We start from the raw sequence: 22,321 nt of genomic DNA on the forward strand, positions 1-22,321 counted from the left end.
GCACCCGCATGATCACCAAAAATGAAGACGCCGTCTGGCATGAGCTCATCCCGGGCATCAGTGTCAGCACCCTGGTCCATGGAGACAAGACCCTCATGGCCCGTTTTGAACTCAAGGAACACTCATACCTCCCCATCCACTCGCACATGCACGAACAGACCGGCTATCTGGTTTCGGGGCACATGACCATGACCATCGACGGAGAGGAGCACCACTTCGGTCCGGGCGACAGCTGGTGCATCGCCCCGGGAGTCGAGCACGGCGCGGTCATCCACGAAACCTGCCTGGCCATCGAAGTCTTCTCCCCCGTGCGCGAGGACTACATGCCCTATCTGCCGAAGGGAAAAACATATTGATGCACGCCTACACATTTTCCCGCACCTTCACCGTGGAAGAGACAGCCTCCGCCTGCGACACGCTGGCCGGCCTGACCGGACTGCCCAAGGCCCGCATCAAGGATTGCATGGCCAAAGGCGGCGTGTGGTGGTCCCGCCCGGGGCGCTCGACCACGCGACTGCGCCGCGCGTCCACTGAAGTGAAACCCGGCGAACGCCTGGAGATCAACTACGATCCAGCACTCCTGGCCCTGGTCCCGGCCCAGCCGGAACTCATCGCCAAGGCCAAACACTATTCGATCTGGAACAAACCGGCGGCCGTTCTGTCCCAGGGCACCCGCTTCGCGGACCACTGCACCCTGCCCCGTCTGGCCCAGGCCAGCCTTGGGTCCAGAAACGAGCTGCACCCGGTTCATCGCCTTGACCGCGAAGCCCGGGGGATCATACTCCTGGCCCATGACGGCAAGGCCGCCGCGAAGCTCGGGGAGCTCTTTCGTCAGGGCACGGTAGTCAAGGAATACGCGGCCATCGTGCGCGGCATTCCGGATTGGACGGACCTTGAGGTCAACGAACCCCTGGACGGCAAAGAGGCCCGGTCACGCTTTCACGTCATCCAGAGCGACCCCGCCTCCGACATGACCCTCCTGCTCGCCCGCATCGACACAGGACGCAAACATCAGATTCGCCGCCATCTGCACGGCCTGGGACACCCCGTCATGGGCGATCCCCGCTACGGCCGTGGCAACAAGCTGGTGGAAGGATTGCAACTCGTAGCCAGAAGCCTGGCCTTCACCTGCCCGTTCACCAACACTCCCAAGCAATGGGCCGTGCCGGATCTTCCATTCCCCCTTGTGGACTAATCCCCGTTTGAGACCACGCCCAGACACGATGCAATTTGACATCGCAGCCTTTCCAGCAAAAAAGACCTCACTTGAAAAAAACGTGTTTTCAAGTGAGGTCTGATCTACACTCAATTCTCTGGATTCATGCTGAACATGACCGCATCGACACCATTTCACGCCACCACCTCAAGGTCCTAGGGCCTCAAGGCCATGGCGACCCTGGACCGCGTACCGCACACGACAATCAATCTTTCCTGTTTTTCTTCCAGAAAAAAAATGACATGAATTCACAGCAAAAAAAGTCGTCATCTCCTTCTTCAAGGCAATGACGACTTTTTGCAAAAAACATCCTGACGTTTATTCAACAGATCCTTTTAAAATGAAGAATACTCTGTTGGCAGTCCAGCATTGATCCATTCATCAAATCCGCCATCCAGAATATACATGTCTGTAAACCTCAGCTTATCCAAAGCCCTCAAAGCAAGAGGAGATTGCCTGCCTTTCTGGCAATAAAGAAGAATCTTAGATCCTCTGTCCAATTGAGAAATGATTCTCTTGAAATTCGTGGCATAATAATGAACCCACTTTGCACCTTCGATATGTCCTTCATCGAATTCTTTTTTCGACCGTAAATCAATAATTACGAATTTCGGATTATCCTTATTTTCGTCAATCAATTTCTGCGCTTCCAATGGCGGCAACAGATGATCGCTTGCGACGGCAATTCCCGGCAAAACGAAAACGATCCAGAAAACGAGCGCGAGCACTCCATGAAATCTTGAATTACTCATAATTTATCCGTTTGCTAAAGCGTAACTGAGCGTATGTAGCTAAAAATTCGACATAACCATCATCTATGTTTTTTTGCCCCACCACGCAACCGCCAGGCCTTCGAATCAGGAGAAGGGCATCGCGCGGCCTGTAACACGCCTTGACTTGCCGTCCATTTTCATTCAGCAGCCCTGATTCAAGGCAGCGGACAAGTGGCAACCCGCTTTAGAAATTCTCCCTCACCCCCGGCACGAAGCTGCCGGGCTCATAGGTGGCTCATATGCTCACTATCACCAAAGAATTCTCCTTTCATGCGGCCCACCGGCTGCATCTTCGCGACCTCTCCGAGTCAGACAACCTGCGCATCTACGGCAACTGCGCCCGCCTCCACGGCCACACTTACCGGCTACAGGTCCAGCTTGCCGGACGGCCGGACGAAACGGGCATGATCCTGCATTTCGGGGAACTCAAGGGCATTGTCCAGCGGAAGGTGCTGAGCCGCTACGACCATGCCGACCTGAGCGACCTTCCCGAATATCACGACCTGCCTGCCACGGCCGAAAACATGGCCGAGCATATCTTCAGGACCCTTGACTGCGCCCTGGTTTCCGACCGTTTCCGGCTTGAGCAGGTCACGGTTTACGAAACCCAGACCGCCTGGGCGACCCGGTCCCGGGATGGAGGCGAACATGCTTGAGGTGAGCGAAATATTCGTCTCCCTGCAGGGCGAAGGGCCGTTTGCGGGCCGCCCTGCCGTCTTTGTCCGCCTGGCAGGCTGCGTGCCGCCCTTCTGCGAGTGGTGCGACACTCCGCAAGCCCTCGGCAGCGGCCGCCGCATGCGCGTGGATGACATCGAAGACGAAATTGCCCGGCATCCTCGGGCACTTGTGGTCATCACCGGGGGTGAACCCTTTCTGCAGTGGGACACTGGGCTTGCGCGACTGGTCCGCGCGCTTGGCGATTCCAGCCGTCAGGTGCAGTACGAAACCAGCGGCAAGGCGGGCATCCCGGCGGATCACGGAGGTTTCGTGGTCTGTTCGCCCAAGCCACTCCACGCACCTGTGCTTGATCCGGATGCCGTATCCCGGGCGGACGCCTTCAAATTCGTGGTCGAGGAGGACATCACCCCTGTGCTCGACTTCATCGCCGCTCATGGCATCGATGCCCGCAAGGTCTGGCTCATGCCTCTTGGGGCCGTCCGGCAGGACCAGATGCGGCGCATGCCCCCTGTCTGGGAGTTGTGCGTGCGCCACGGCTTCAATTTCTCTGCGCGCCTGCATGTTCTGACATTCAACGACAAAAGAGGTGTTTGATGGATGCGGTGATCGTCCTCTCCGGCGGCATGGATTCCGCCGTCCTTCTGGCCCATGAAATTTCCATGGGAACGCGGGTCGCGGCGCTGAGTTTCGACTACGGTTCCAAGCACAATCCGCGCGAACTGCCCATGGCGCGGGAGATCTGCGCACGCCTGAACGTGGGGCACAAGGTCGTCGGGCTGCCGTTCATCAATGAACTGTTCGCCTCGTCCCTGCTTCAGTCCGGCGAAGCCATTCCGGAAGGCGCCTACGACGCGGACTCGATGAAGAGCACCGTGGTCCCGTTCCGCAACGGCATCCTCATCGCCATCGCCGTGGGCTACGCCGAATCCGTCGGAGCCTCCCGCGTGCTCATCGGGTCACATTCAGGGGATCATCACATTTATCCCGACTGCCGTCCCGAGTTCAACGCAGCCATCGATGAGGCCGCAAGGCTGGGGACGGACGACGCGGTGCGTGTGGCATTCCCGTTTGCATCGATGGACAAACGCGAAATCGGCGACCTGGGACGAACCCTGGGCGTAGATTTCGCCCGGACCTGGACCTGTTACAAGGGCGGGGAACTGCACTGCGGGACCTGCGGCGCCTGCGATGAACGCAAATTCGCCCTGCGTCACGACCAGGGCCTCGATCCGACGCGATACCTGAAATAAGGAAGAGACAATAATGCCACATTCAAGCCGCATGGTTCTCGGCAGGCAGGTGGATTACAGCCGGCACTACGACCCGGACCAGCTCTGCCCCATCCCCCGCTCCCTCGGGCGCGGGGCCGCCGGCATCGAAGGCGCGGAAACTTTCGGCCATGGCGAGGACATATGGAACATCTTCGAGCTCTCCTGGCTGAACGCGTCAGGGAAGCCGCTGGTGGCCATGGCCGAAGTGCGGGTGCCGTGGAATTCGCCCTGCCTGATCGAATCGAAATCACTCAAGCTCTATTGCAACTCATTCAACATGACCGCCCTTGAAAGCGCTGACGAACTTCGCCGGACCATGACACGCGACCTCTCGCGGGCCGCCGGGGCGGATGTGACGGTGCGGATCATCGCCGCTGAAGAGTTCTCGCAATGCACGCTGGCCGAGCCCGAAGGGACATGCATCGACGGGCTGGACATCACGGGCTTCACCTATGAACCCGACGCGGCCCTGCTCGGAACCGCGTCAGACCCTGCGCGCGAAACCCTCTTCACCCGGCTGTTCCGCTCCTGCTGCCCGGTGACCGGCCAGCCCGACTGGGCCACGCTGCGCATCACCTATGCCGGTCCGCGCATCCTGCACGACGGCCTGCTGCGCTACCTGGTCTCGTACCGGGAACATCAGGGGTTTCACGAAGCCTGCGTGGAGAAGATTCATACCGACATCCACCGACGCTGCGGCGCGCAGGAGCTTGAGGTCAGCGCGCGCTTCACCCGGCGCGGCGGACTGGACATAAATCCCGTCCGTTCGACCCACCCCGGCCCGTGGCCGAATCCGCGCGATCCGAGGCAATAAAAGACGCCCGTGCCAGACACCGGCTTTTCATCCGATCCCGAAATCATTGCACACTGCCTGATCCGCGAATCGACCCTCGCGGATCAGGCCCCCTAACCCGCCGAAAGTTCAGAGTTTGCGGCACATTTGGGCCCGGCATTGCCAAATATTCCCCCCCGCGCTATGGTTTCGTAAACCAGCAAATTCCAATTACATCACCACGCGCAGCCACATTTCCGCACCGCCCTTTTGCTCATCCCTTTGCGCAAGCCTGGTTGCAGGCAGTTTTTCTCACTGGTCCTTCCACTTTTTTTCACGGAGGTCGGCATGACACGACAATTGTCTTTCAAAGCGCAGCAGCGTGAGGTGGAGCCGCATTTTCGAAGCCAGATCGACGCGGCCGAGTCAACGGAAGACGTGAAGAAATTTTATGAACGAACAATCTTTGATTTCCTGAACAAGGCCGTCGGGGATCAGATTGAAATCAAACCCGGTGATGTGGTGCTCGATCCTGAAGAAAAACAGGGCTATCAGGTCAGCCAAAGATTGCGGGAAGACGATGGCTTCAAAAGACTGCACGAGGAATCCGATTTACCCGCCATCATGCTGCTGTTGACCGAGAGGGCCCTGAACCGGCACAAACATCTGGTCACCAAGCAACCGGACAAGACCGAACTAAAAATATTCCAGGTTCCGGGGCCGCGCAGAAACTGATCGCCATGACGATCCGTGCGAACCGAACCGCAAGCGCCGTAGATGTCAGGCGCTCTTTCCTTGAACCGGCGTTACAAGCGGACACGCCATAACCGGGAGCGATCATGCGACGAGCGATCAAAACCATTTACAAGGGAGAACCCGTGACCGAAGGAGCGGGAGTCAAGCTGCGACGGGTTTTCGGCTATTACGAAGCCCCCGATTTCGACCCCTTCCTCATGTTCGACGACTTCAGGTCCGACAGGCCCGAGGATTTCAAACGCGGTTTCCCCTGGCATCCGCACCGGGGCATCGAGACCATCACCTATGTCATCAAGGGAGATGTCGAACACGGAGACAGCATGGGAAACACGGGCGTGATCTCCAGCGGCGACGTGCAATGGATGACCGCGGGCTCCGGCATTGTCCATCAGGAGATGCCCAAAGGCGACGCAAACGGCTCCATGCACGGCTTTCAACTCTGGGCCAATCTGCCGGCGGCCGAAAAAATGATGGTTCCGCGCTACCGTGGACTGACCGCCGCGCAGATCCCCCAGACCACCCTTGACGACGGCACGCTGGTCAAGGTGATCGCTGGCCACGTCGAGGGCGTGCACGGCCCCATGGACGACATAGTCATCCAGCCAAAGTATCTGGATTGCTCCGTTCCCGCCGGAATCGGATTCACCCACGCTCTGCCCGGCGACCACACCGCCTTCATTTACGTCATCGAAGGCGCGGGCGCGGTGGAAGGCCAAGCGGTGACCAACCGCGACCTGGTCCTCTTCGGGCCCGGGGACTCGCTGGCCGTCAAGGCAGGCCCGGAAGGCATCCGTTTCCTGCTGATCAGCGGGCGCCCTTTGGGCGAACCCATCGCCTGGCGCGGTCCCATCGTCATGAACACCAAGGCCGAACTCGACCTTGCCTTCAAGGAATACCACGAAGGCACCTTCATCAAGCACCCCGTCAACCAGCCCCTCTAAAAAGCGTGCGGGCCCGGAAAGTACGGGTCTGCACGTTTTTTATCACCCGCATTGATGCGCCTCTGCCTGTTGATTTCCGAAGCAGTCGACCTGAAGCGATTCATTTTTGCTCAAACGTTGCCAAAGGACGCCCGGAGAGTTATGTTTTTACCAAACATCGCCTGATCAACTTCCGACAGTTCAATCCGCGATACCACCACTTTTCCTCGCTTGATACAGACGATGTGATTTTGCCTTGCATGGAGGACAAAAGAAACCTGTATAAAAGGAGGATGAAAGCATGAAGATCCTGGCGGCTCTCGATCAATCGACCTACGCAACTCTGGTGCTCAAGAAGGCAATGGAAACCGCGGCCAAGGAAAACGCGGAACTTACGACCCTGACCATTTCCACCGCGCCCTTCAACAACCTGTATCTTGGAGAAATTTCAGGGGAATTTCAGGAAAAGATTCGCCAAGGCGTTCAGGAAACCGTGCAGCGTATCAAGGATCAGGCCAAGGCCGCCGACGCCAAGGTGAATGTCGTGGTGCAGGAGAGCCCGTCTCCGGCCGACGCCATCGTCGAATATGCCGAGAAGAACGGAATCGACCTCATAATCATCGGCAACAAGGGCGCGGGAGCGGTTGAACGGTTCCTCATCGGCAGCGTCTCAAGCAAGGTTGTTTCGCATTCCCCATGCTCGGTCATGGTGATCAAGAAGTAAGCAGGACATGCGTGACCCCGGGCGCAGACCGGAACGTCACCACGTCAAAAAGCCCGATCAGATCGGGCTTTTTGACGTGTACCGGCGCTTGCTGCGCCGAATCGGAAAGGGATGCTGAAAATCAACGCACCAGGGCATGCAATGCCTTCAAGATACCGTCCCGATTGATGCCCAGTCTGGCCCGCAGTTCCTTCTGACTGCCATGCTCGACGAAACGGTCGGGAACGCCAAGGCGTCTCACGCGCAGGTTTGAAAGCGCGTCGTGATCGGCCAAAAGCTCAAGCACGGCGGAACCGAATCCTCCGGGCAAGGCGTTCTCCTCGACCAGAAGCATGAAAGGCTGCGATGCGGCCAAGGCCAGAAGTTGCTCTGCGGGCAGGGGTTTGACGAAGCGGGCGTTGAACACGGCCACGTCCTTGCCCGTCTCCTCGCACAGCATGCGCGCCGCTTCCAGCGCGGGGCTGACGCGGCTGCCGAGCGCCACGACGACTCCGTCCGTGCCCTCGCGCAGCAGCTCCCCCTGTCCGATGGGCAGGATCGTCGGCGTCTGTGCCAGAGGCGCGCCTTCGCCCACTCCGCGCGGGTAACGCAGGGCCACGGGGCCGTCAAAAGCCAGGGCCGTGGCCAGCATGTGCTGCAGTTCGGGTTCATTGCGCGGGGCCATGACCACCAGGTTGGGGATGTGACGCAAGAAGGACAGATCGTAAACACCGTGATGGGTGGCTCCGTCCTCCCCCACCAGACCGCCCCGGTCCAGGCAAAGGGTCACGTTCAGATTTTGCAGACAGACGTCGTGCACGATCTGATCGTAGGAGCGCTGCATGAAGGTCGAATAGATGGCGACCACAGGCTTCATGCCTTGGGAGGCGAGGCCGGCGGCAAAGGTCACGGCGTGCTGTTCGCAGATGCCGACGTCGAAAAAGCGTTCCGGATATTTATCCGCGAAGCAGCTCACTCCGGTGCCTTCAGGCATGGCGGCGGTGATGGCCACGACGCGCTCGTCCTCCTCGGCCAGCGTGCACAGCGTGGAACCGAAAACCTCGGTGTAGCTCGGCAGTGCGCAGGCATCGAACTTTCGGGCCGCGCCGGTCTCGGGCTCGAAACAGCCCACGCCGTGATAAAAGGTCGGGTTGGTTTCGGCAGGCGCGTAGCCCTTGCCCTTTTTGGTCAGGACATGAACCAGAATCGGTCCCTCAAGCTCCCTGGTCTGCTGGAACACGTTGGTCAGCATGCGCATGTCGTGCCCCTGCAAGGGACCGATATACGTGAAGCGAAAAGCCTCGAAAAGCATGCCCGGCGTAAAGAAGCTCTTCAGGGAATCCTCGCTGCGACGGGCGTATTCGGCGATATCGTCGCCAATCTTCGGGATCTGGCGCATGATGCTCTCGGCTTCCTTTTTGAACCGCTGCACCCAGCGCTTGGACAGCTTCCGACTGAGGAATGACGACAGCGCCCCGACATTGCGCGAAATGGACATCTCGTTGTCGTTCAGCACCACCACCAGATCCTTGCCCAGTCCGCCGGCCTGATTGAGGCCTTCGTAAGCGAGCCCGGCGGTCATGGAGCCGTCGCCGATGACGGCCACGACCTTGTGGTCCTGATGAGCCAGGTCGCGGGCTGCGGCCATACCCAGGGCGGCGGAGATGGAGGTCGAGGAGTGGCCCACGCCGAAGTGGTCGTAAGGGCTTTCGCAGGTGCGGGGAAAACCGCTGATGCCGTCCAACTGGCGCAGGGTGTGGAAACGATCCAGGCGGCCGGTCAGGAGTTTGTAGGCATAGGCCTGATGACCCACGTCCCAGACGATGCGATCGCGGGCGGGGTTGAAGACGCGCAAAAGCGCCATGGTCAGTTCCACCACGCCAAGGGACGGGGCCAGATGCCCACCCGTGGCGGACACAGTCTGAATGATCATGCGGCGAATCTCTTCGCCAAGCCTGGTCAGTTCCTTTTCATCCAGGGTCTGCACATCGCCGGGACTCTTGATGGCGGCCAGAGTGGGAAAAAGTTCCTGCAGGATTTGCTCAGTCATTTATGCTCCTAATGCGTTCGATCCAAAATATAGAGGCCGACGGCCCGCAGAAAATCGGCGCGGGGGTGTGAAAACCCGGACAGCGCGGCCAAGGCCTGATCCACGCTCTGCCTAGCCAGAACCCGGCTCTGGTCGATGCCGAGCAGGGCCGGATAGGTCGACTTGCCCTGGGCCTCATCGCTGCCCACGGGCTTGCCGAGGGCAGCCTCGTCCCCGATCACGTCCAGAATGTCGTCCGTAACCTGAAAAGCCAGCCCGATGGCCCGGCCGTATTCCGAGGCCAAGGCCTGATCGGAATCGCCTCCGCCGCCGAGAATGCAGCCCGTGACACAGGAAGTCTCGATCAGCGCCCCGGTCTTCTTGGCATGCATCTCGCGCAATTGCGGCAGGCTTGCAGATTTGCCGGTCAGGCCCATGTCCAAAACCTGGCCGCCGACCATGCCACGCGGACCGGCAGCAGTCGAGAGGTGAAAAATGGCCTTGAGAATCCTGTCCGGTTGCAGCTCAAGCGACGAGGCCAGGGTGAAGGCCTCGGTCAGCAGGCCGTCTCCGGCCAGGATGGCCGTGGCTTCGTCGAACTGCTTGTGGTTGGAGGGCTTGCCCCGACGCAGGTCATCGTCGTCCATGGCCGGCAGGTCGTCATGAATGAGGGAATAGGTGTGGATGCACTCGATGGCGCAGGCGAAATCAAGCACCTTGTCCGCGCGGCCCCCGACCAGTTCCGCCCAGGCCAGACAGAGCACGGGACGCAAACGCTTGCCCCCGGCCATGAGCGAATAGTCCATGGAGGCGGCCAGACGCTCGGGAGTCAGACCGTCGCTGAAAATCGTGGCCAGGCGGGATTCCACCAAGGCGCCCAGGGCCCCCAGTTCGACCTTCATTTCTCGCGAATTCATGCCTCGTCTCCCGGAACACCGGACTCAGCCGGGGGCTCCTGGCCGGCGCTCTCCACGATGATGCGGGCCTGCTCAAGTTCCGCGCCGCACTCCCTGGAGAGACGCACGCCTTCCTGAAAGAGCTTCACCCCCTGCTCAAGAGGCAGGTCTCCGCCTTCAAGCAGCGCCGTGATCTCCTTGACCCGCTCCAGCCGCTTTTCGAAAGATTGCTGTGTCTTAGCCATGTCTTGCCTTATTATTGGACAGAATTTGCGAAAAAAAGAGCCGCCGGGTCCATTGCCAGATCGAGCACATAAAGCCCCAGGTGCAGATGCGGCCCGGTGACCCGGCCGGTCTGACCCGCCAGCCCGACGACATCCCCGGCCTCGACCATGTCGCCCTGCCTGACCTTGAACTCGTCCAGATGCATGTAGACCGTGAACACGCCCAGACCGTGATCAAGAAAAACAGAACGCCCGCCATAATAATGATCCGCGGCCAGCACGATCCGCCCGGGCGCGGCGGCCCGCACGGGGTCTCCCAGCGCGGCCCGCAGATCGAGGCCACGGTGAGGATTGCGCTCCAGATCGTTGAAGAATCGCTTCAGGCCGTAGGCGCTGCTGACTTCGCCCGGAACGGGACGCATGAACGGCAGGACCAGATGGTTGTCCGGCGAAACCGTGCCAAGGATCGCACGCACCTCGGCATTTTCCCGCGCGATGCGCTCCTGCACCGCCGCCGGAGGGCTGGCCATTTCCGTCGGCACGGTCAGGCGCTGCTCGGGAAATTCACGATCCTCGATCAGAATCGAAGTCTGTACGGCCAGAGGATCGTGCCCCAGCTTGAGAATGCGCAGAGTCTCGGTGCCGGGTTTGGACTTCAGGACATCCGTGCCGAGCAGGAATTCCACGCTCGACTTCCCGGCCCCCGGTACTTGCAGCGTCTTCCCGGCCCACTCCACGCGGAGCCTGTCCAAAGGCGCGTCGGACTCGACCCTGACCACGAACGGCAGGCCGATGCCGATGACCTCCGGGCATTCCAGACGAAGCTGCGCGGCGTGCAGGGCGCCACCCTGCAGGACCGGAAAGGTCATGAACGCAAGCATGAAAAAAAGAACGCGTCGCAACATCATGGCAGCACCTCCGCTGAAAATTCCCCGTCCGCGACCTGTACGCGGATTTGATCCCCCGCCCGCACATCCTCCCGCGAACGCACAAAACCGCCCGATCCCCGAACCAGAGCGTAGCCTCGCGCCAGCGGAGCAGCCGGGTCAAGAGCGGCGAGACGGCCCTCAAACCCGCGCAGGGCCTCCAGGCGGATGCGCACAAAACGTGCTCCGGCCTGCTCCAGGGCCGCGTCGGCGCGATCCAGATCGGAACGCAGGGACAGCATCGCGGCCGGACCAAAAGAACGATGCAAGCGATCCTCCAGACGCGCCAGGGTCGTGGCGCGACTTTCGAGCTGTGTCCGGGCGGCCTGGCGCAGGCGGTCCTGAAGCCGTTCCAGCTCAAAGCCCCAGCGCTCGATGCGCCTGGCCGGAGAATGCCAGTTCAGCCCCTGCGTCTGCTGTTGCAGGTTCCGCTCGCGCACGTCCAGCAAACGGCCCATGCCACGGGTCAAGGCCAGAAAAATCTCGTCGGCCTGCTGACGCAGTACGCCGCGCTCCGTCCACAAAAGCTGCGCCGCGTGAGAGGGCGTAGCCGCGCGCTGATCCGCCACCATGTCCGCGATGGTCGTGTCCACCTCATGCCCGACCCCGCAGACCACGGGCAGGCGCGAGCGGAAGATGGCCTCGGCCACGGGTTCGGTGTTGAAGGCCCACAGATCCTCAAGAGAGCCGCCGCCGCGAATGAGCACGATGACCTCGGCCCAGCCGTCACGGTCGGCGCGGTCCAGGGCCGCGGAAATCTGGGCCGAAGCGCTCTCGCCCTGCACCAGGCTAGGATACACCCGAATGGTGGCGCCGTACCCCCGCTCACCGGCTATACGCAAAAAATCCTGCAAGGCCGCGCCCTGGGGAGCCGTGACCACGGCGACCCGACGCGGGTTGCGCGGCGGGCTCATCTTGCGGTCCGGATCGAAATACCCCTTGGCTGCCAGCTTGGCCTTCATGGCCTCGAAGGCCACGGCCAGCTCACCCAGACCCTGCCCCTGCACAAGCTCCGCCACCAGCTGATAGGCCCCGCGCGGCGGATAGACGTTCATGCGCCCGGCCACGAGCACTTCCTGCCCATCGCCAAGCTGAAAAGGCTCCCCGCTCTCAACCTCTCCGGTGACAGGATTGACCCGCTCACCGCCATCAGCGACACCCTTGGGCTGAGCCCCCTTGAACCAGACCACGCTCAAGGTGGCGTCATCGTCCTTCAAGGAAAAATACACATGCCCGGACGGAGGCCTGGAAAGGTTCGAAACCTGCCCACGCACCCAAACGAACGGAAATTCGCCCTCAAGGACATCCTTGACGGCTTGGGTGAGGGTACGGACGGAGAATATGTGCATGGACGGCTTCTTTTATTCGCTATGCCGCGCCTGCGCGGCCTGAGTTTCTCGATCCAGCTCCCGGCGCAGTTCCTCTTCGCTGAAAAACACCAACCGACAATGTCTCCAACTCAATTCGGAACGCACTGCGTCCCAATTTGGGTAAGACATCCTTGATGGCCTGAGTCAGGATACGGAAGAATAAAATGTGCATGGAGCTTCGTGCATCGATACAATTGGTTGCGAGCATAGTTCGTGAGCGGGAATCCGCAGCAGCTTTCCGTCCTTAACCAGCACAAGATGGGTACCCGTCCGAATGGCCGTTTCACGGGCCAGCATGGAAGCGCGCCGCAACGCGTTGAATGACGCGCGCAAAACCTCATCCTTGGCTTCAGTAATATCAGGTGTTGTCATTCGTTTTCTTCTCATGCAATCACGACAGACTCGGCTCCCAAATTATCAAAGTTGACCCAAGAGCAGACCCTTTTTTATGAATTTCCTCAAAATTGCGGAGACCCGCGGCAAAACGATTCCGAATCGCCAGTTCGGAAACGTTTTGATCATTTGCTGCGTAAAAGATGATGGTTTTGAGCATCCAAGGCAATTCTCTCACCAACGCCGAGAGATTATCGCCATCGTAATACGTTTCATAAAACTTCATCATACGCCAAGGTTCTTATCAGCAAAATTTTATGATTTAGTTTCAGAGGTTATCCAAGTCTCGCGCTTGCCGCTGCCACGTGTCCCGCCAAAGATGTGACAAAAGTCTTAAGTCCTGTCATTTCCGAAAGTTCAACAAATTCGCCGGAGCTTGCGGCATGACACGCAGAAGCGAGCACCGTGGCGGTGGTGTACAATTGCTCCCGCACCAATTTTCCACACAGCAAGTTATAACGATCAAGATACGATGTGTGTTTGAATTCCTCAAACACGGAAAAATGCGGAGAACTGTCCTTAACTAATGATCGAGATCCCGTGACATCCTCAACCATCATCATCCAACCGACGAACGGGCGCGGCTGGTTTCCGAAAGCACCTTCCCTGTAGGCCGTCCAAAAATCATGAGCGGTTCCGATAGCTTCCTCGGCTCGATTGTTGAAATTGTTACCAAAGGACGGCCCAACTTGGCTTTTCAGTTCAATGGCGGCGATCAATTCGTCTTTATAAATAACCAGGAGATCCCAAAGTTTTGTTGGCCTGAAGTATCCCGGCAACGTCAGCATGGCCCGGTTCTGGTGAATCTCAGCGTGAGAGAGACCGTTTGCCTTGATGATGTCGAGCACCAACGCCAAAAACCCGTCCATGTTCTTGCCGGCGGTAACGCAAGCTCTCTCACCTTGATCGACTTTTCCGGTCTGAATCTGTTTTAATTTCGCGGCTTCCCGCGAGCCCCAAAAAGCCTTTACAGCCTCACCAGCTTTGCGCTCGTAATCAACAAGATCAAGTGTCATTCAATCTCCATTGCCACCGAGGGCGGATCGTTCTTCAGTGTTCAAACCGTACAGCCTGAAGACGGCCTTATCACATGCCGAAATATCACGCTTAATGGCGGCATTTTTGAGTTCGTCACGCAATGAATCTGAAACATCTGCCCACATGGGAATACGAATACGTCGCAGATACTGAGCCTGAAATCTCAGGTAACCACCTCGCATTTTCGTTGAATAGGTAGCAACGAAAAGGCGGGTCAGCGATGAAAGAAGCACCGCTTGCAAGGCTCGCAAATCCCACTCCTCCGAGGTCACAAAATAAAGATTGTGATGCGGGTAGAATTTGCCTCCTTCGAAAACAATATGTGCCTCCCCCTTGATGTCTGGGACAAGAAGTTTCGGTTTGGATGCCAATGCGGGTATGATACGGTCAATGGTTCGGTACCAGTTCTGGGGAGCCTTCTGAGCACAATGGCGCTTGGCGATCAGCTCTTTTCGGTCTTCAAGATATTTCCGCAATCGAGGGAAGTCTCTTAGCTTAACCAGGCCTCCGCTCTCCTTGAAAGGGTTGATGACTCCCTGACCGCGCCACTTCACTTCCCCAGTGACGATGTCCTTGGTCATTACCAGAGGAAGTTTGCGATCCGGTTCAACGTCCAAGGATTCAAAGTCACCGATGAACGCCTTGTCCGCTCCCGTAGCCACGCCAATGCCCACAACGCAACCAGCCTCTTCCAGCGTCGGAAAACGTTTTTCAAGACGCCGAATCAAGGCCATCTGGTCCGAAGATTCCAGCAACCAGGGCTCAGCCCCATTCGTCACCCGCGCCAGCTCACGCACGGTCTGCGACCCTTTTACAAGCGTCTGCGCTTTCAATTCATCGGCCAGCATGTGGAGCACTGCGGGGTTGATGGCCGGACGATGCGCTATCCGCGTCGGACCGGGAACCTCCCGACTGATGACGGTTATGGCAGGATACGCAATCACCTCGGAGTGGAATGCCGGAGTGTCCACCATGTCCACGTACATTTTGAGATGGAAGTGTCCGGCGACAAAACTGCGCAACGGGCCGCCGTAACGGTTTTTCATCCAGCGGTCGGAACAGATGAACCCAAGATGCCCTTTTGGGGCGAGCAAGGACAGGGACCGTTCTATAAAAGGAATGTAAAGGTCGGCCCGGTCGTACATGGTGTGATACCGATTACGGTACTGGCTCAGAAGCGCGGCGGGAATCAGTTCCTGCCGAACATAGGGAGGGTTACCGACAACATAATCGAACCGACCATCCAAAGAAGTCAGCAAAAAATCATCCTGCACAAGCCACGAATTCGCCAGTTCAGTTGCGGCCTTAGCAGTGATGCCTTCCCTCGCAAGAAAAGACACGACAGCGGCATGAGTTGAAATAAAAGTATGTCGATGCAACTCAACGGCGCGTATGGCGTCACGTAAATCCTCAACCGGCGAACCCGAAACGTTCAAGTTTCTCCACGAATCAAGAAGCCGACCAATGGCGGGCAACAAAAAATCTCCCGCTCCAAAAGAAGGCTCCAAAAGCCGCTTCGAGTAAAGCGGCTGATCTTCGGTATAGCCCGCCAAGTCGAGGACAAAATCAACGACCTCGGAACGCGTGAATACGGCGCCACGCGAGTCGATGCATGCAGCGGTAGACATGTGCTCAATGGCGGCATTGACACCAATAGAATGGGGAACGCGCAGATCGTTCAGCAAGTCAAAAGCTAGTTGCCGTGTCGCCAAGTGGATAATCCCTTACAATTATGGGTGTACGTTAGACACATGCACTCGCCGTCAAGGACATCCTTGACGGCCTGGGTGAGGGTGCGGACGGAAAAGATGTGCATAAGATTCAAAATTTATTTATTTGCGAACTGAGTTCATCGATAGGAATCCGCAACAACTCTCAATCCTTTGCCAACACCATAAATTTGCCCTTTTGAATAACGATATCAGGAGGCAATCGGAAAGCTCGCTGCAACGCGAGGAGCGGCGAACTAATAAGCACATCCTTGACTTCGCTAATATCCGCGACTGAAAAATCAATAAATATTATCTTCTTCAAACTCAGATTTATCATAATTCAATTCAAGACTTGAAAAATCTAATCGATCAAGAGCAAATCTTCTACACGTAGGGCAACATAATCTTCCGAAAGACTCAAACATTTTAGCAAGAACATCTGTACAATTACCATACCCATCAACAGTGTTATCATACCACTTAACGGTAATAACCTTCATTTTTTTTGACATATAATTTTCATTTTCTTTGTCATCAATCTGTATTTCAAAACCTAAACATTCAATATTAGAGAGTAATACTAATATTTTTTTAATGAAAACCCTGCTATTTTTTGAATATATTTTGCATTTATATGAATATTATCAGGAAATTCACCTGGGCATCCATTTAAAAAAACATCATACAATAATCTTCTTTCTTCCAATGTTGTCATCTTTAGCGATTCAAAAATTTGAGATGCGATACTGCATACTACATTTTTTTCATAACTGCTATTTGCTTCCAGTTCGCTATATAAAACATTTGGATTGACTGGAAAGTAGCTAACTTTAACTGGACAAACTATTTTCTCTATAATCAAGTAAGCAAATTCTTCGGGAGTCTTTTTTTTAAGGTCAATGTATCCAATAGTATCTCTTAATCCTGGTATTTCAGTATTATCAAAGCGCGCTGGCAATATATACTCAGAATTTTCACGAAATGCACGTTCCTGCGCGTTTCTTCGCTCGTGATTTGTCCACAATCTCTCTGAATAACTTTTTGATATAAATATCACACAATAGCGAGAAGATTTACTATAAATATTGGCAAAATGCTCGTACAAATCCTTTCCCCATAAACCAGCTTCTGCGAACTCATCATAAAAAATCCGAACACCACTATTCTTTAGTAAATTAGCAACATTCTGAACATAACCACGCTCATTCCCTGAAAATGAAAAACATACATCATATTGATACTGATGTTTGTTCAGAGAGTCATTATTCATATTATTATCCATTTAACAAGGAATCAGCCCAGACCAACTGTTATTGATTGGACTGATTCCTTAAACTCAGTTCGTTAACTCAGTCCCCACTCCTTCATCACTTCCTTGCGCCACTCCAGAACCGCATTCCTCCAGTCCGCCACGGGCAGTTCCCTCTTCTCGCCGGTCTTGCGGTTCTTGGCCTCGAGCACGCCCCGCTCCAGGCCCTTGCCGCCGATGACGATCTGCATGGGGGAACCCAGCAGGTCGGCCTCGTTGAACTTCACGCCAGGGCGTTCGTCGCGGTCGTCGAACAGGGTGTCGATGCCCTGGCCCTCCAGCCAATCGTGGATTTCGCGGCCCATGGTCATGACCTTTTCGTCCTTGGTGGACATGGCCAGGATATTGACTTCAAAGGGGGCGATGGACGGCGGGAAGATCATGCCGTTCGCGTCGTTGTTCTGTTCGATGCTGGCGGCCACCACGCGGCTCACGCCGATGCCGTAGCAACCCATGATGAGGACCTGCTCCTTGCCGTTCTCGTCCAGGAAGGTCGCATTCATGGACTTGGAATACTTGGTCCCGAGCTTGAAGACATGGCCGACCTCGATGCCCTTGGGCATGGTCAGGGAGCCGCCGCAGGCCGGGCAGGGGTCGTCCAGGGTGATGGAGCGCAGGTCCGCGTAGCCCATGGGCGCGGCGTCCGTGGACAGGGTGATGTCGCGACGCGGGTCAACGTGAACGAGGTGCGCGTCGGCGGCGTTAGCCCCGCAGACGAAATCCGTGCCCGCCGCGATCTCGTGGTCCGCGTAGATGGCGTCGACTTTCAGGCCCACAGGTCCGGCAAAGCCCACGGGCGCGCCGGTCCAGGCCACGACCTGTTCCGGGGTGGCCAGCTCGACGCTGGTCGCGCCGAGGAAGTTTTTCAGCTTCACGTCGTTGACCTCGCGGTCCCCGCGCAGCAGCACGGCCACGGACTTGCCGTCCACGTCAAAAAGCAGGGTCTTCATGACCTGGGTCGTGGCCACGGCCAGGAAACCGGCCACCTCTTCCACCGTGTGCTTGCCCGGAGTGGCCACCTGCTCATACGCGGCGCAGGTCTGCGTGCACATGGGCAGGGGCTTCGTTTCGGCCTTCTCAAGGTTGGCGGCGTAGGAACAGGACGTGCACACGGCCAAGGTGTCCTCGCCCGTGTCGGCCAGGACCATGAACTCGTGCGAAAAACTGCCGCCGATGGCGCCCGAGTCGGCGCTAACGGCGCGGAACTCCAGGCCCAGTCGGGTGAAGATGCGCTCGTAGGCGTCGTACATGGCCTGGTAGCTCGCGTTCACGCCCTCGTCGTCCTTGTCGAAGGAGTAGGCGTCCTTCATGATAAACTCGCGGCCGCGCATGAGGCCGAAGCGCGGGCGGATCTCGTCACGGAACTTGGTCTGGATCTGGTACAGGTTGATGGGCAGCTGCCGGTAGGAGCGGACCTCGCCGCGGACCAGGTCGGTGATGACCTCTTCGTGCGTGGGTCCGAGGCAGTAGTCGCGGCCGTGACGGTCTTTCAGGCGCAGGAGCTCCTTACCGTAGAAATCCCAGCGCCCGCTCTCCTGCCACAGGTCTGCCGGCTGCACCATGGGCATGGAGATCTCCTGGGCCCCGGCCCGGTTCATCTCCTCGCGCACAATGTTCGCGACCTTGTTGATGGCGCGAAGGCCCAGCGGCATGTAGGTGTAGATGCCGCTGGTCAGCTTGCGGATCATGCCCGCGCGCAGCAGAAGCTTGTGGCTGACGACCTCGGCCTCGGCCGGGGTTTCCTTGAGGGTGGGGGCGTAGAATTTACTGAACAGCATGAAATGTCTCCTCGATGGAATATGAGTAAATTAATGAATTACTGAATAGAATATGGTCTGTTTCGACTCAGATTCCTTGCCCACTGCCAAGCCCGTCCAATTCCGCTTCAATCTCTTCCACGGTAGGCAATGCGGACTTGAAGTTCTCCGGCAATGACCGAGTCAATTCGTATTCGGAAATACCAATAGGCTTGTGCATGTCGCGCAACGTGTATTCCGCCAGGATCCTGTCTTTGGTCTGACACAGAATCAAGCCAATGGTTAGGTTGTCGCTTTCGTTTCTGAGTTGGTCATCTACCACGGAACAATAAAAATTCATTTTCCCGGCGTACTCGGGTTTGAAGTCGCCCTTCTTCAGTTCAATCACGATGAAGCAACGCAGCTTCAAGTGGTAAAACAGCAGATCAAGATAAAAATCCCGGTTGCTTATCGCCAAATGATACTGGCGTCCGACAAACGCAAAACCCGCCCCCAGTTCAAGAAGAAATTTCTCCAGATGCCGGACAAGACTGGTTTCCAGTTCCCGTTCGTGAAACGGTTCCTCGATAGTCAAAAAATCGAAGAGGTAAGGATCCTTGAGAAGTCGCTGCGCCAGATCAGCATGGATGGCCGGCAAGGTCGCGGTGAAGTTTGTGACTGCGCTGCCCTGACGCTTGTGTGCCTGCCCCCTGATCTGGGCCATAAGCGCATCCCGACTCCAGCCCTGCTCCAGTGCCCGCCACGCATACCATGCCCGAACGGACGGATCCTTGACCTTCTCCAAGAGGGTTATGTGATGAAACCACGGCAGCCCCAATATGACGGCAAGGGGCATTTCCGATTGTGCAGCAACCTGCTGCACAATCGGTCCTCGATCATCGCCCTCTGCGAAAAGTGCAGCAGGCTGCTGCACAATTGCCAGCGAAGAAAGAAAGCCATCCTCCAAATCCGTACCATATTCTCGAGCGAAACGAATCATGTACTTCAAATTTCGTTCAGAAAATCCCTTAACTTCGGGTAGTTCATTTTTCAAATCCGCAGCAAGCCGAGGAATGACGCCAGCCCCCCACCCCTCTTCAACTTGACGATTATGGATCATCCGCCCGATGTCCCAATACATGGCTATCATCTCCGCGTTAGCCGAAAGCGCCGCTTTCGCCTGCGCCGAGCGGATGCGAGACTTGATCTTTCCCAAAAGGGAACCGTATTCGACAAGTCTGGTACTCAACGGCCCTCCCCCACCGCCTGCTCCGCAAGCCTCTCCGCAAGCTCCAGCAAGCCGGTGCCGCGCACGAGGCCGTCGGTGAAGCGCCAGGGAATGCCGGAAAAGCCGGTCTGGGCTCCGGCCAGGGCGCCCGTCAGGATGGCGCGGGCCTGATTCTGCCCGCCGCCGTTCACGGCGTGCAGCACGGCGGATTCGAAATCGTCACGGAAGCGCGCCGCCAGATAGTACGCCGCGGGCAACTGATGGTAGATGGCGCAGGGCATGCCATAGATCAGCGAGACCTTCCAGGCCGGTTCGATGCGCACGTCCGGGTCCGCGGCCGCGGCGGCCATGTAGGCCGGGGACAGGAGCGCGTCCGGCGAGGCGAAACGCCCGGCGCGTGGCGGGTCGGGGTCGCCGGGCCGTGGGGGCTGGAGGTTCTCGCGGGTCACGGCGTGGAACGGCAGCGCCCCGCTCTTGACCAGCTTCATGAGCCGGTCCGAAATGTTCGCGTCCAGGGCATGCCCCTGCACCAGTTGCCCGAGCACGGCGCCGTAAGCCACGGTCAGGGACAGGACCAGGTCGTCGGCCTGGGTCAGGGCGGCGTTGCCGGCCACGGCCGTGGCGAGCTGCGCGGGATCGAGGGCGTAGCGCACGGCGATGGCCAGGGTGCGCTCGATGGCCTCGGTGGTGTCGGCCTGCCCCGCGGTCTGCCCCCATGGCAGCTTCTGCCTGACCCGCCGTCGCCAGGCTTCGCGGATGGACTGGCTGGTGTAGCCCCCCGGGCCGCTCACGGGCGTGCCGTCGAGCAGGGGAAAGAGCTCGTTGTCCATGCGCTGGCAGAAATCCTCGGCATCGTAGCCGCCGCGCTCCACCAGGGACGCCAGGGTCAGTTCGAGGATGAACCCCGCCTGGGACTGCTCGCCGGCCCGCAAACCGTCGTGATAGCGGCCGGGTCTGGGCTCGGTGTAGCCGTCGATCCAGTCTCCGTAGTCGCGCCGCAGGTCGTCCAGATTGTAGTACCAGTGCGGGCCGAGGGCCAGGGCGTCTCCGATGAAAGCCCCCATGACGGCCCCGATGGCACGGTCCTGAAAATCCTTACCAGGCATGTCTCACCTCCGAAAAGCAGGTAGTTGCACCAGTCGGCATAAGCGGGCACGCGTTCATGCTCCTGCCCGCCGCTCATCCAGAAATTTCTCCAGTTCCTCCATGAAGGCGGGCAGCAGTTCCGCCCTGCCCTTCACCTTGCGCACGACCTCGCCCTTGCGGAAGATGAGGCCCGAGTCCCGTCCTCCGGCCACTCCGATGTCGGCCTCGCGTGCCTCGCCGGGGCCGTTGACCACGCAGCCCATGACCGCAACGGTAAAGACTTCCTCCACTCCGCGCAGACGGTCCTCGACGGCGGAGGCCAACTCCATGAGCCCGATCTCGGTGCGGCCGCAGGTCGGACAGGACACGATCTCCGGCCCCCTGGCCCGCAGGCCCAGGGCGCGCAGGATCTCCCAGGCCACCAGCATCTCCTCCACCGGATCGGCGGTGAGCGACACCCGAAGCGTATCGCCGATACCCTCGGCCAGCAGAATCCCCAGCCCCACCGACGATTTGACCGCCCCGCGCATGGCCGTCCCGGCCTCGGTCACCCCGATGTGCAGCGGATAGTCCACTGTTTTGGCCATGAGACGATACGCGGCCACCGTGCCCAGCACACTTGATGATTTGAGCGAAATTTTGATAGCGTCAAATCCTCTCTCTTCAAGCAGGCGCACATGCTCAAGGGCGCTCTCGACCATGGCCGCCGGAGTCGGTCCACCGTATTTACGCAGCAGATCCTTGTCCACGGAACCGCTGTTCACGCCGATGCGGATGGGCACTCCGGCCGCGCGGGCCGCGTCCACCACGCGATCGACCTTGTTCGCGCCGCCGATGTTGCCGGGATTGATGCGTAGCCCCCGCACCCCCGCTTCCACGGCCTGCACGGCCAGGCGGGAGTCGAAGTGGATGTCCGCGATGAGCGGCACGGGCGTGGCGGCGCAGATTTTTTTCAGCGCCATGGATGCTTCAAGATCCAGCACGGCCAAGCGCACAATCTCACAACCGGCCGAGGCCAGGGCCGAAATCTGGGTCAGGGTCGCGTCCACGTCCCGGGTGTCCGTGTTGGTCATGGACTGCACGCGAACGGGATTGCCGCCGCCGATGCCCACGTCGCCCACAAACAGGCTGCGGGTCCTGGCGCGTGGGGCCGGGAGGGGCGTATCAGCAAAATGATCCGGACAATGATGCAAGGAGGGTTCTGGGGTTGTCATGGCCGGGAAGCGTAATGAATTTGACTCTCAAAGCCAAGGACGGGAAATCCGAAAATATCCCCCCGCTGTCA

25 protein-coding genes are annotated in these 22,321 nt (G+C 58.2%); 9 read left to right on the forward strand and 16 right to left on the reverse strand.

The window, feature by feature from the left end; translation table 11 throughout:
- Positions 1 to 8 precede the first annotated feature (8 nt).
- Both BMZ24_RS11735 and BMZ24_RS11740 read left to right on the forward strand, forming a co-directional pair.
- Positions 9 to 356, forward strand: coding sequence for a cupin domain-containing protein (locus BMZ24_RS11735; RefSeq protein ID WP_092192497.1), 348 nt, complete (start codon positions 9 to 11; stop codon positions 354 to 356).
- Positions 356 to 1,195, forward strand: a complete 840-nt coding sequence (locus BMZ24_RS11740) for an RluA family pseudouridine synthase (protein ID WP_092192499.1) — start codon at positions 356 to 358, stop codon at positions 1,193 to 1,195. The genes BMZ24_RS11735 and BMZ24_RS11740 overlap by 1 nt, the downstream gene beginning before the upstream one ends.
- Before the next feature lie 356 nt (positions 1,196 to 1,551).
- Here the strand turns inward: BMZ24_RS11740 and BMZ24_RS11745 are convergent, their stop codons facing one another.
- Positions 1,552 to 1,968: a rhodanese-like domain-containing protein gene (locus BMZ24_RS11745; protein WP_092192501.1), complete on the reverse strand. Its 417-nt coding sequence runs from the start codon at positions 1,966 to 1,968 to the stop codon at positions 1,552 to 1,554.
- Between the two features lie 260 nt (positions 1,969 to 2,228).
- Here BMZ24_RS11745 and BMZ24_RS11750 point away from each other — a divergent pair, with 260 nt between their 5' ends.
- The 7 genes from BMZ24_RS11750 to BMZ24_RS11780 all read left to right on the forward strand — a co-directional run bounded on the left by BMZ24_RS11750 (position 2,229) and on the right by BMZ24_RS11780 (position 7,110).
- Positions 2,229 to 2,645 carry a 6-pyruvoyl trahydropterin synthase family protein gene (locus BMZ24_RS11750; RefSeq protein ID WP_092192503.1) on the forward strand — a complete coding sequence of 139 codons (417 nt, stop codon included), beginning with the start codon at positions 2,229 to 2,231 and terminating at the stop codon, positions 2,643 to 2,645.
- Positions 2,638 to 3,261, forward strand: a complete 624-nt coding sequence (locus BMZ24_RS11755) for a 7-carboxy-7-deazaguanine synthase QueE (RefSeq protein ID WP_208599842.1) — start codon at positions 2,638 to 2,640, stop codon at positions 3,259 to 3,261. Before BMZ24_RS11750 ends, BMZ24_RS11755 begins: the two co-directional genes overlap by 8 nt.
- Positions 3,261 to 3,917, forward strand: coding sequence for a 7-cyano-7-deazaguanine synthase QueC (gene queC, locus BMZ24_RS11760; RefSeq protein ID WP_208599843.1), 657 nt, complete (start codon positions 3,261 to 3,263; stop codon positions 3,915 to 3,917). The genes BMZ24_RS11755 and queC overlap by 1 nt, the downstream gene beginning before the upstream one ends.
- Before the next feature lie 13 nt (positions 3,918 to 3,930).
- Positions 3,931 to 4,752 carry an NADPH-dependent 7-cyano-7-deazaguanine reductase QueF gene (gene queF / locus BMZ24_RS11765; RefSeq protein ID WP_092192509.1) on the forward strand — a complete coding sequence of 274 codons (822 nt, stop codon included), beginning with the start codon at positions 3,931 to 3,933 and terminating at the stop codon, positions 4,750 to 4,752.
- Between the two features lie 306 nt (positions 4,753 to 5,058).
- A complete protein-coding gene (locus tag BMZ24_RS11770) occupies positions 5,059 to 5,445 on the forward strand; it encodes a hypothetical protein (protein WP_092192511.1) in 387 nt (128 codons plus the stop codon).
- A 104-nt stretch (positions 5,446 to 5,549) separates the two neighbouring features.
- Entirely contained in the window at positions 5,550 to 6,407 is an 858-nt protein-coding gene (locus BMZ24_RS11775; protein WP_092192513.1) for a pirin family protein, read from the forward strand.
- Positions 6,408 to 6,687: 280 nt separating this feature from the next.
- Positions 6,688 to 7,110, forward strand: a complete 423-nt coding sequence (locus BMZ24_RS11780) for a universal stress protein (protein ID WP_092192515.1) — start codon at positions 6,688 to 6,690, stop codon at positions 7,108 to 7,110.
- A gap of 121 nt (positions 7,111 to 7,231) precedes the next feature.
- Here BMZ24_RS11780 and dxs read toward each other — a convergent pair whose 3' ends face one another.
- From dxs to ispG, 15 genes are all read right to left on the reverse strand, one after another.
- Positions 7,232 to 9,139 carry a 1-deoxy-D-xylulose-5-phosphate synthase gene (gene dxs / locus BMZ24_RS11785; protein WP_092192518.1) on the reverse strand — a complete coding sequence of 636 codons (1,908 nt, stop codon included), beginning with the start codon at positions 9,137 to 9,139 and terminating at the stop codon, positions 7,232 to 7,234.
- An 8-nt stretch (positions 9,140 to 9,147) separates the two neighbouring features.
- Positions 9,148 to 10,035 (reverse strand): polyprenyl synthetase family protein, encoded by an 888-nt coding sequence (locus tag BMZ24_RS11790; RefSeq protein WP_092192520.1) that lies wholly within the window; start codon positions 10,033 to 10,035, stop codon positions 9,148 to 9,150.
- Positions 10,032 to 10,259 carry an exodeoxyribonuclease VII small subunit gene (gene xseB / locus BMZ24_RS11795; protein ID WP_092192522.1) on the reverse strand — a complete coding sequence of 76 codons (228 nt, stop codon included), beginning with the start codon at positions 10,257 to 10,259 and terminating at the stop codon, positions 10,032 to 10,034. The genes BMZ24_RS11790 and xseB overlap by 4 nt, the downstream gene beginning before the upstream one ends.
- An 11-nt stretch (positions 10,260 to 10,270) precedes the next feature.
- Positions 10,271 to 11,146, reverse strand: a complete 876-nt coding sequence (locus tag BMZ24_RS11800; RefSeq protein WP_092192524.1) for a M23 family metallopeptidase — start codon at positions 11,144 to 11,146, stop codon at positions 10,271 to 10,273.
- Complete coding sequence (gene xseA, locus BMZ24_RS11805; RefSeq protein WP_092192526.1) at positions 11,143 to 12,513, reverse strand: exodeoxyribonuclease VII large subunit; 1,371 nt, start codon at positions 12,511 to 12,513, stop codon at positions 11,143 to 11,145. The genes BMZ24_RS11800 and xseA overlap by 4 nt, the downstream gene beginning before the upstream one ends.
- A gap of 165 nt (positions 12,514 to 12,678) precedes the next feature.
- On the reverse strand, positions 12,679 to 12,906 hold the full coding sequence (locus BMZ24_RS11810) for a hypothetical protein (RefSeq protein ID WP_092192528.1): 228 nt from the start codon (positions 12,904 to 12,906) through the stop codon (positions 12,679 to 12,681).
- A gap of 19 nt (positions 12,907 to 12,925) precedes the next feature.
- A complete protein-coding gene (locus BMZ24_RS11815; protein ID WP_092192530.1) occupies positions 12,926 to 13,156 on the reverse strand; it encodes a hypothetical protein in 231 nt (76 codons plus the stop codon).
- Positions 13,157 to 13,202: 46 nt separating this feature from the next.
- Entirely contained in the window at positions 13,203 to 13,943 is a 741-nt protein-coding gene (locus BMZ24_RS11820; protein WP_092192532.1) for a PaeR7I family type II restriction endonuclease, read from the reverse strand.
- A complete protein-coding gene (locus BMZ24_RS11825) occupies positions 13,944 to 15,677 on the reverse strand; it encodes an Eco57I restriction-modification methylase domain-containing protein (protein ID WP_244150348.1) in 1,734 nt (577 codons plus the stop codon).
- A 299-nt stretch (positions 15,678 to 15,976) separates the two neighbouring features.
- Positions 15,977 to 16,189, reverse strand: a complete 213-nt coding sequence (locus BMZ24_RS19485) for a hypothetical protein (protein WP_143077897.1) — start codon at positions 16,187 to 16,189, stop codon at positions 15,977 to 15,979.
- Positions 16,190 to 16,257: 68 nt separating this feature from the next.
- Positions 16,258 to 16,947: a toll/interleukin-1 receptor domain-containing protein gene (locus BMZ24_RS11830; RefSeq protein ID WP_161949141.1), complete on the reverse strand. Its 690-nt coding sequence runs from the start codon at positions 16,945 to 16,947 to the stop codon at positions 16,258 to 16,260.
- Between the two features lie 74 nt (positions 16,948 to 17,021).
- On the reverse strand, positions 17,022 to 18,764 hold the full coding sequence (locus tag BMZ24_RS11835; protein ID WP_092192536.1) for a proline--tRNA ligase: 1,743 nt from the start codon (positions 18,762 to 18,764) through the stop codon (positions 17,022 to 17,024).
- Between the two features lie 67 nt (positions 18,765 to 18,831).
- On the reverse strand, positions 18,832 to 19,971 hold the full coding sequence (locus BMZ24_RS11840) for a PDDEXK nuclease domain-containing protein (protein ID WP_092192538.1): 1,140 nt from the start codon (positions 19,969 to 19,971) through the stop codon (positions 18,832 to 18,834).
- Positions 19,968 to 21,056: an ADP-ribosylglycohydrolase family protein gene (locus BMZ24_RS11845; RefSeq protein ID WP_092192540.1), complete on the reverse strand. Its 1,089-nt coding sequence runs from the start codon at positions 21,054 to 21,056 to the stop codon at positions 19,968 to 19,970. The genes BMZ24_RS11840 and BMZ24_RS11845 overlap by 4 nt, the downstream gene beginning before the upstream one ends.
- 54 nt (positions 21,057 to 21,110) lie before the next feature.
- Complete coding sequence (ispG, locus tag BMZ24_RS11850) at positions 21,111 to 22,250, reverse strand: flavodoxin-dependent (E)-4-hydroxy-3-methylbut-2-enyl-diphosphate synthase (RefSeq protein ID WP_244150349.1); 1,140 nt, start codon at positions 22,248 to 22,250, stop codon at positions 21,111 to 21,113.
- Positions 22,251 to 22,321: the final 71 nt, after the last annotated feature.

Source organism: Desulfomicrobium norvegicum (genome assembly GCF_900114595.1).
Lineage (GTDB): Bacteria > Desulfobacterota > Desulfovibrionia > Desulfovibrionales > Desulfomicrobiaceae > Desulfomicrobium > Desulfomicrobium macestii.

Bases quoted from the DNA above. Each gene is read 5' to 3' on its own strand.
- ispG (WP_244150349.1), bottom strand. From the start codon at position 22,250: ATGACAACCCCAGAACCCTCCTTGCATCATTGTCCGGATCATTTTGCT.
- BMZ24_RS11740 (WP_092192499.1), top strand. From the start codon at position 356: ATGCACGCCTACACATTTTCCCGCACCTTCACCGTGGAAGAGACAGCC.
- xseB (WP_092192522.1), bottom strand. From the start codon at position 10,259: ATGGCTAAGACACAGCAATCTTTCGAAAAGCGGCTGGAGCGGGTCAAG.
- queC (WP_208599843.1), top strand. From the start codon at position 3,261: ATGGATGCGGTGATCGTCCTCTCCGGCGGCATGGATTCCGCCGTCCTT.
- BMZ24_RS11790 (WP_092192520.1), bottom strand. From the start codon at position 10,035: ATGAATTCGCGAGAAATGAAGGTCGAACTGGGGGCCCTGGGCGCCTTG.
- BMZ24_RS11845 (WP_092192540.1), bottom strand. From the start codon at position 21,056: ATGCCTGGTAAGGATTTTCAGGACCGTGCCATCGGGGCCGTCATGGGG.
- BMZ24_RS11755 (WP_208599842.1), top strand. From the start codon at position 2,638: ATGCTTGAGGTGAGCGAAATATTCGTCTCCCTGCAGGGCGAAGGGCCG.
- BMZ24_RS11820 (WP_092192532.1), bottom strand. From the start codon at position 13,943: ATGACACTTGATCTTGTTGATTACGAGCGCAAAGCTGGTGAGGCTGTA.
- BMZ24_RS11780 (WP_092192515.1), top strand. From the start codon at position 6,688: ATGAAGATCCTGGCGGCTCTCGATCAATCGACCTACGCAACTCTGGTG.
- BMZ24_RS11800 (WP_092192524.1), bottom strand. From the start codon at position 11,146: ATGATGTTGCGACGCGTTCTTTTTTTCATGCTTGCGTTCATGACCTTT.
- BMZ24_RS11815 (WP_092192530.1), bottom strand. From the start codon at position 13,156: ATGATGAAGTTTTATGAAACGTATTACGATGGCGATAATCTCTCGGCG.
- BMZ24_RS11770 (WP_092192511.1), top strand. From the start codon at position 5,059: ATGACACGACAATTGTCTTTCAAAGCGCAGCAGCGTGAGGTGGAGCCG.
- BMZ24_RS11775 (WP_092192513.1), top strand. From the start codon at position 5,550: ATGCGACGAGCGATCAAAACCATTTACAAGGGAGAACCCGTGACCGAA.
- xseA (WP_092192526.1), bottom strand. From the start codon at position 12,513: ATGCACATATTCTCCGTCCGTACCCTCACCCAAGCCGTCAAGGATGTC.
- dxs (WP_092192518.1), bottom strand. From the start codon at position 9,139: ATGACTGAGCAAATCCTGCAGGAACTTTTTCCCACTCTGGCCGCCATC.
- BMZ24_RS11810 (WP_092192528.1), bottom strand. From the start codon at position 12,906: ATGACAACACCTGATATTACTGAAGCCAAGGATGAGGTTTTGCGCGCG.
- BMZ24_RS11835 (WP_092192536.1), bottom strand. From the start codon at position 18,764: ATGCTGTTCAGTAAATTCTACGCCCCCACCCTCAAGGAAACCCCGGCC.
- BMZ24_RS11735 (WP_092192497.1), top strand. From the start codon at position 9: ATGATCACCAAAAATGAAGACGCCGTCTGGCATGAGCTCATCCCGGGC.
- queF (WP_092192509.1), top strand. From the start codon at position 3,931: ATGCCACATTCAAGCCGCATGGTTCTCGGCAGGCAGGTGGATTACAGC.
- BMZ24_RS11830 (WP_161949141.1), bottom strand. From the start codon at position 16,947: ATGAATAATGACTCTCTGAACAAACATCAGTATCAATATGATGTATGT.
- BMZ24_RS11750 (WP_092192503.1), top strand. From the start codon at position 2,229: ATGCTCACTATCACCAAAGAATTCTCCTTTCATGCGGCCCACCGGCTG.
- BMZ24_RS19485 (WP_143077897.1), bottom strand. From the start codon at position 16,189: ATGTCAAAAAAAATGAAGGTTATTACCGTTAAGTGGTATGATAACACT.
- BMZ24_RS11745 (WP_092192501.1), bottom strand. From the start codon at position 1,968: ATGAGTAATTCAAGATTTCATGGAGTGCTCGCGCTCGTTTTCTGGATC.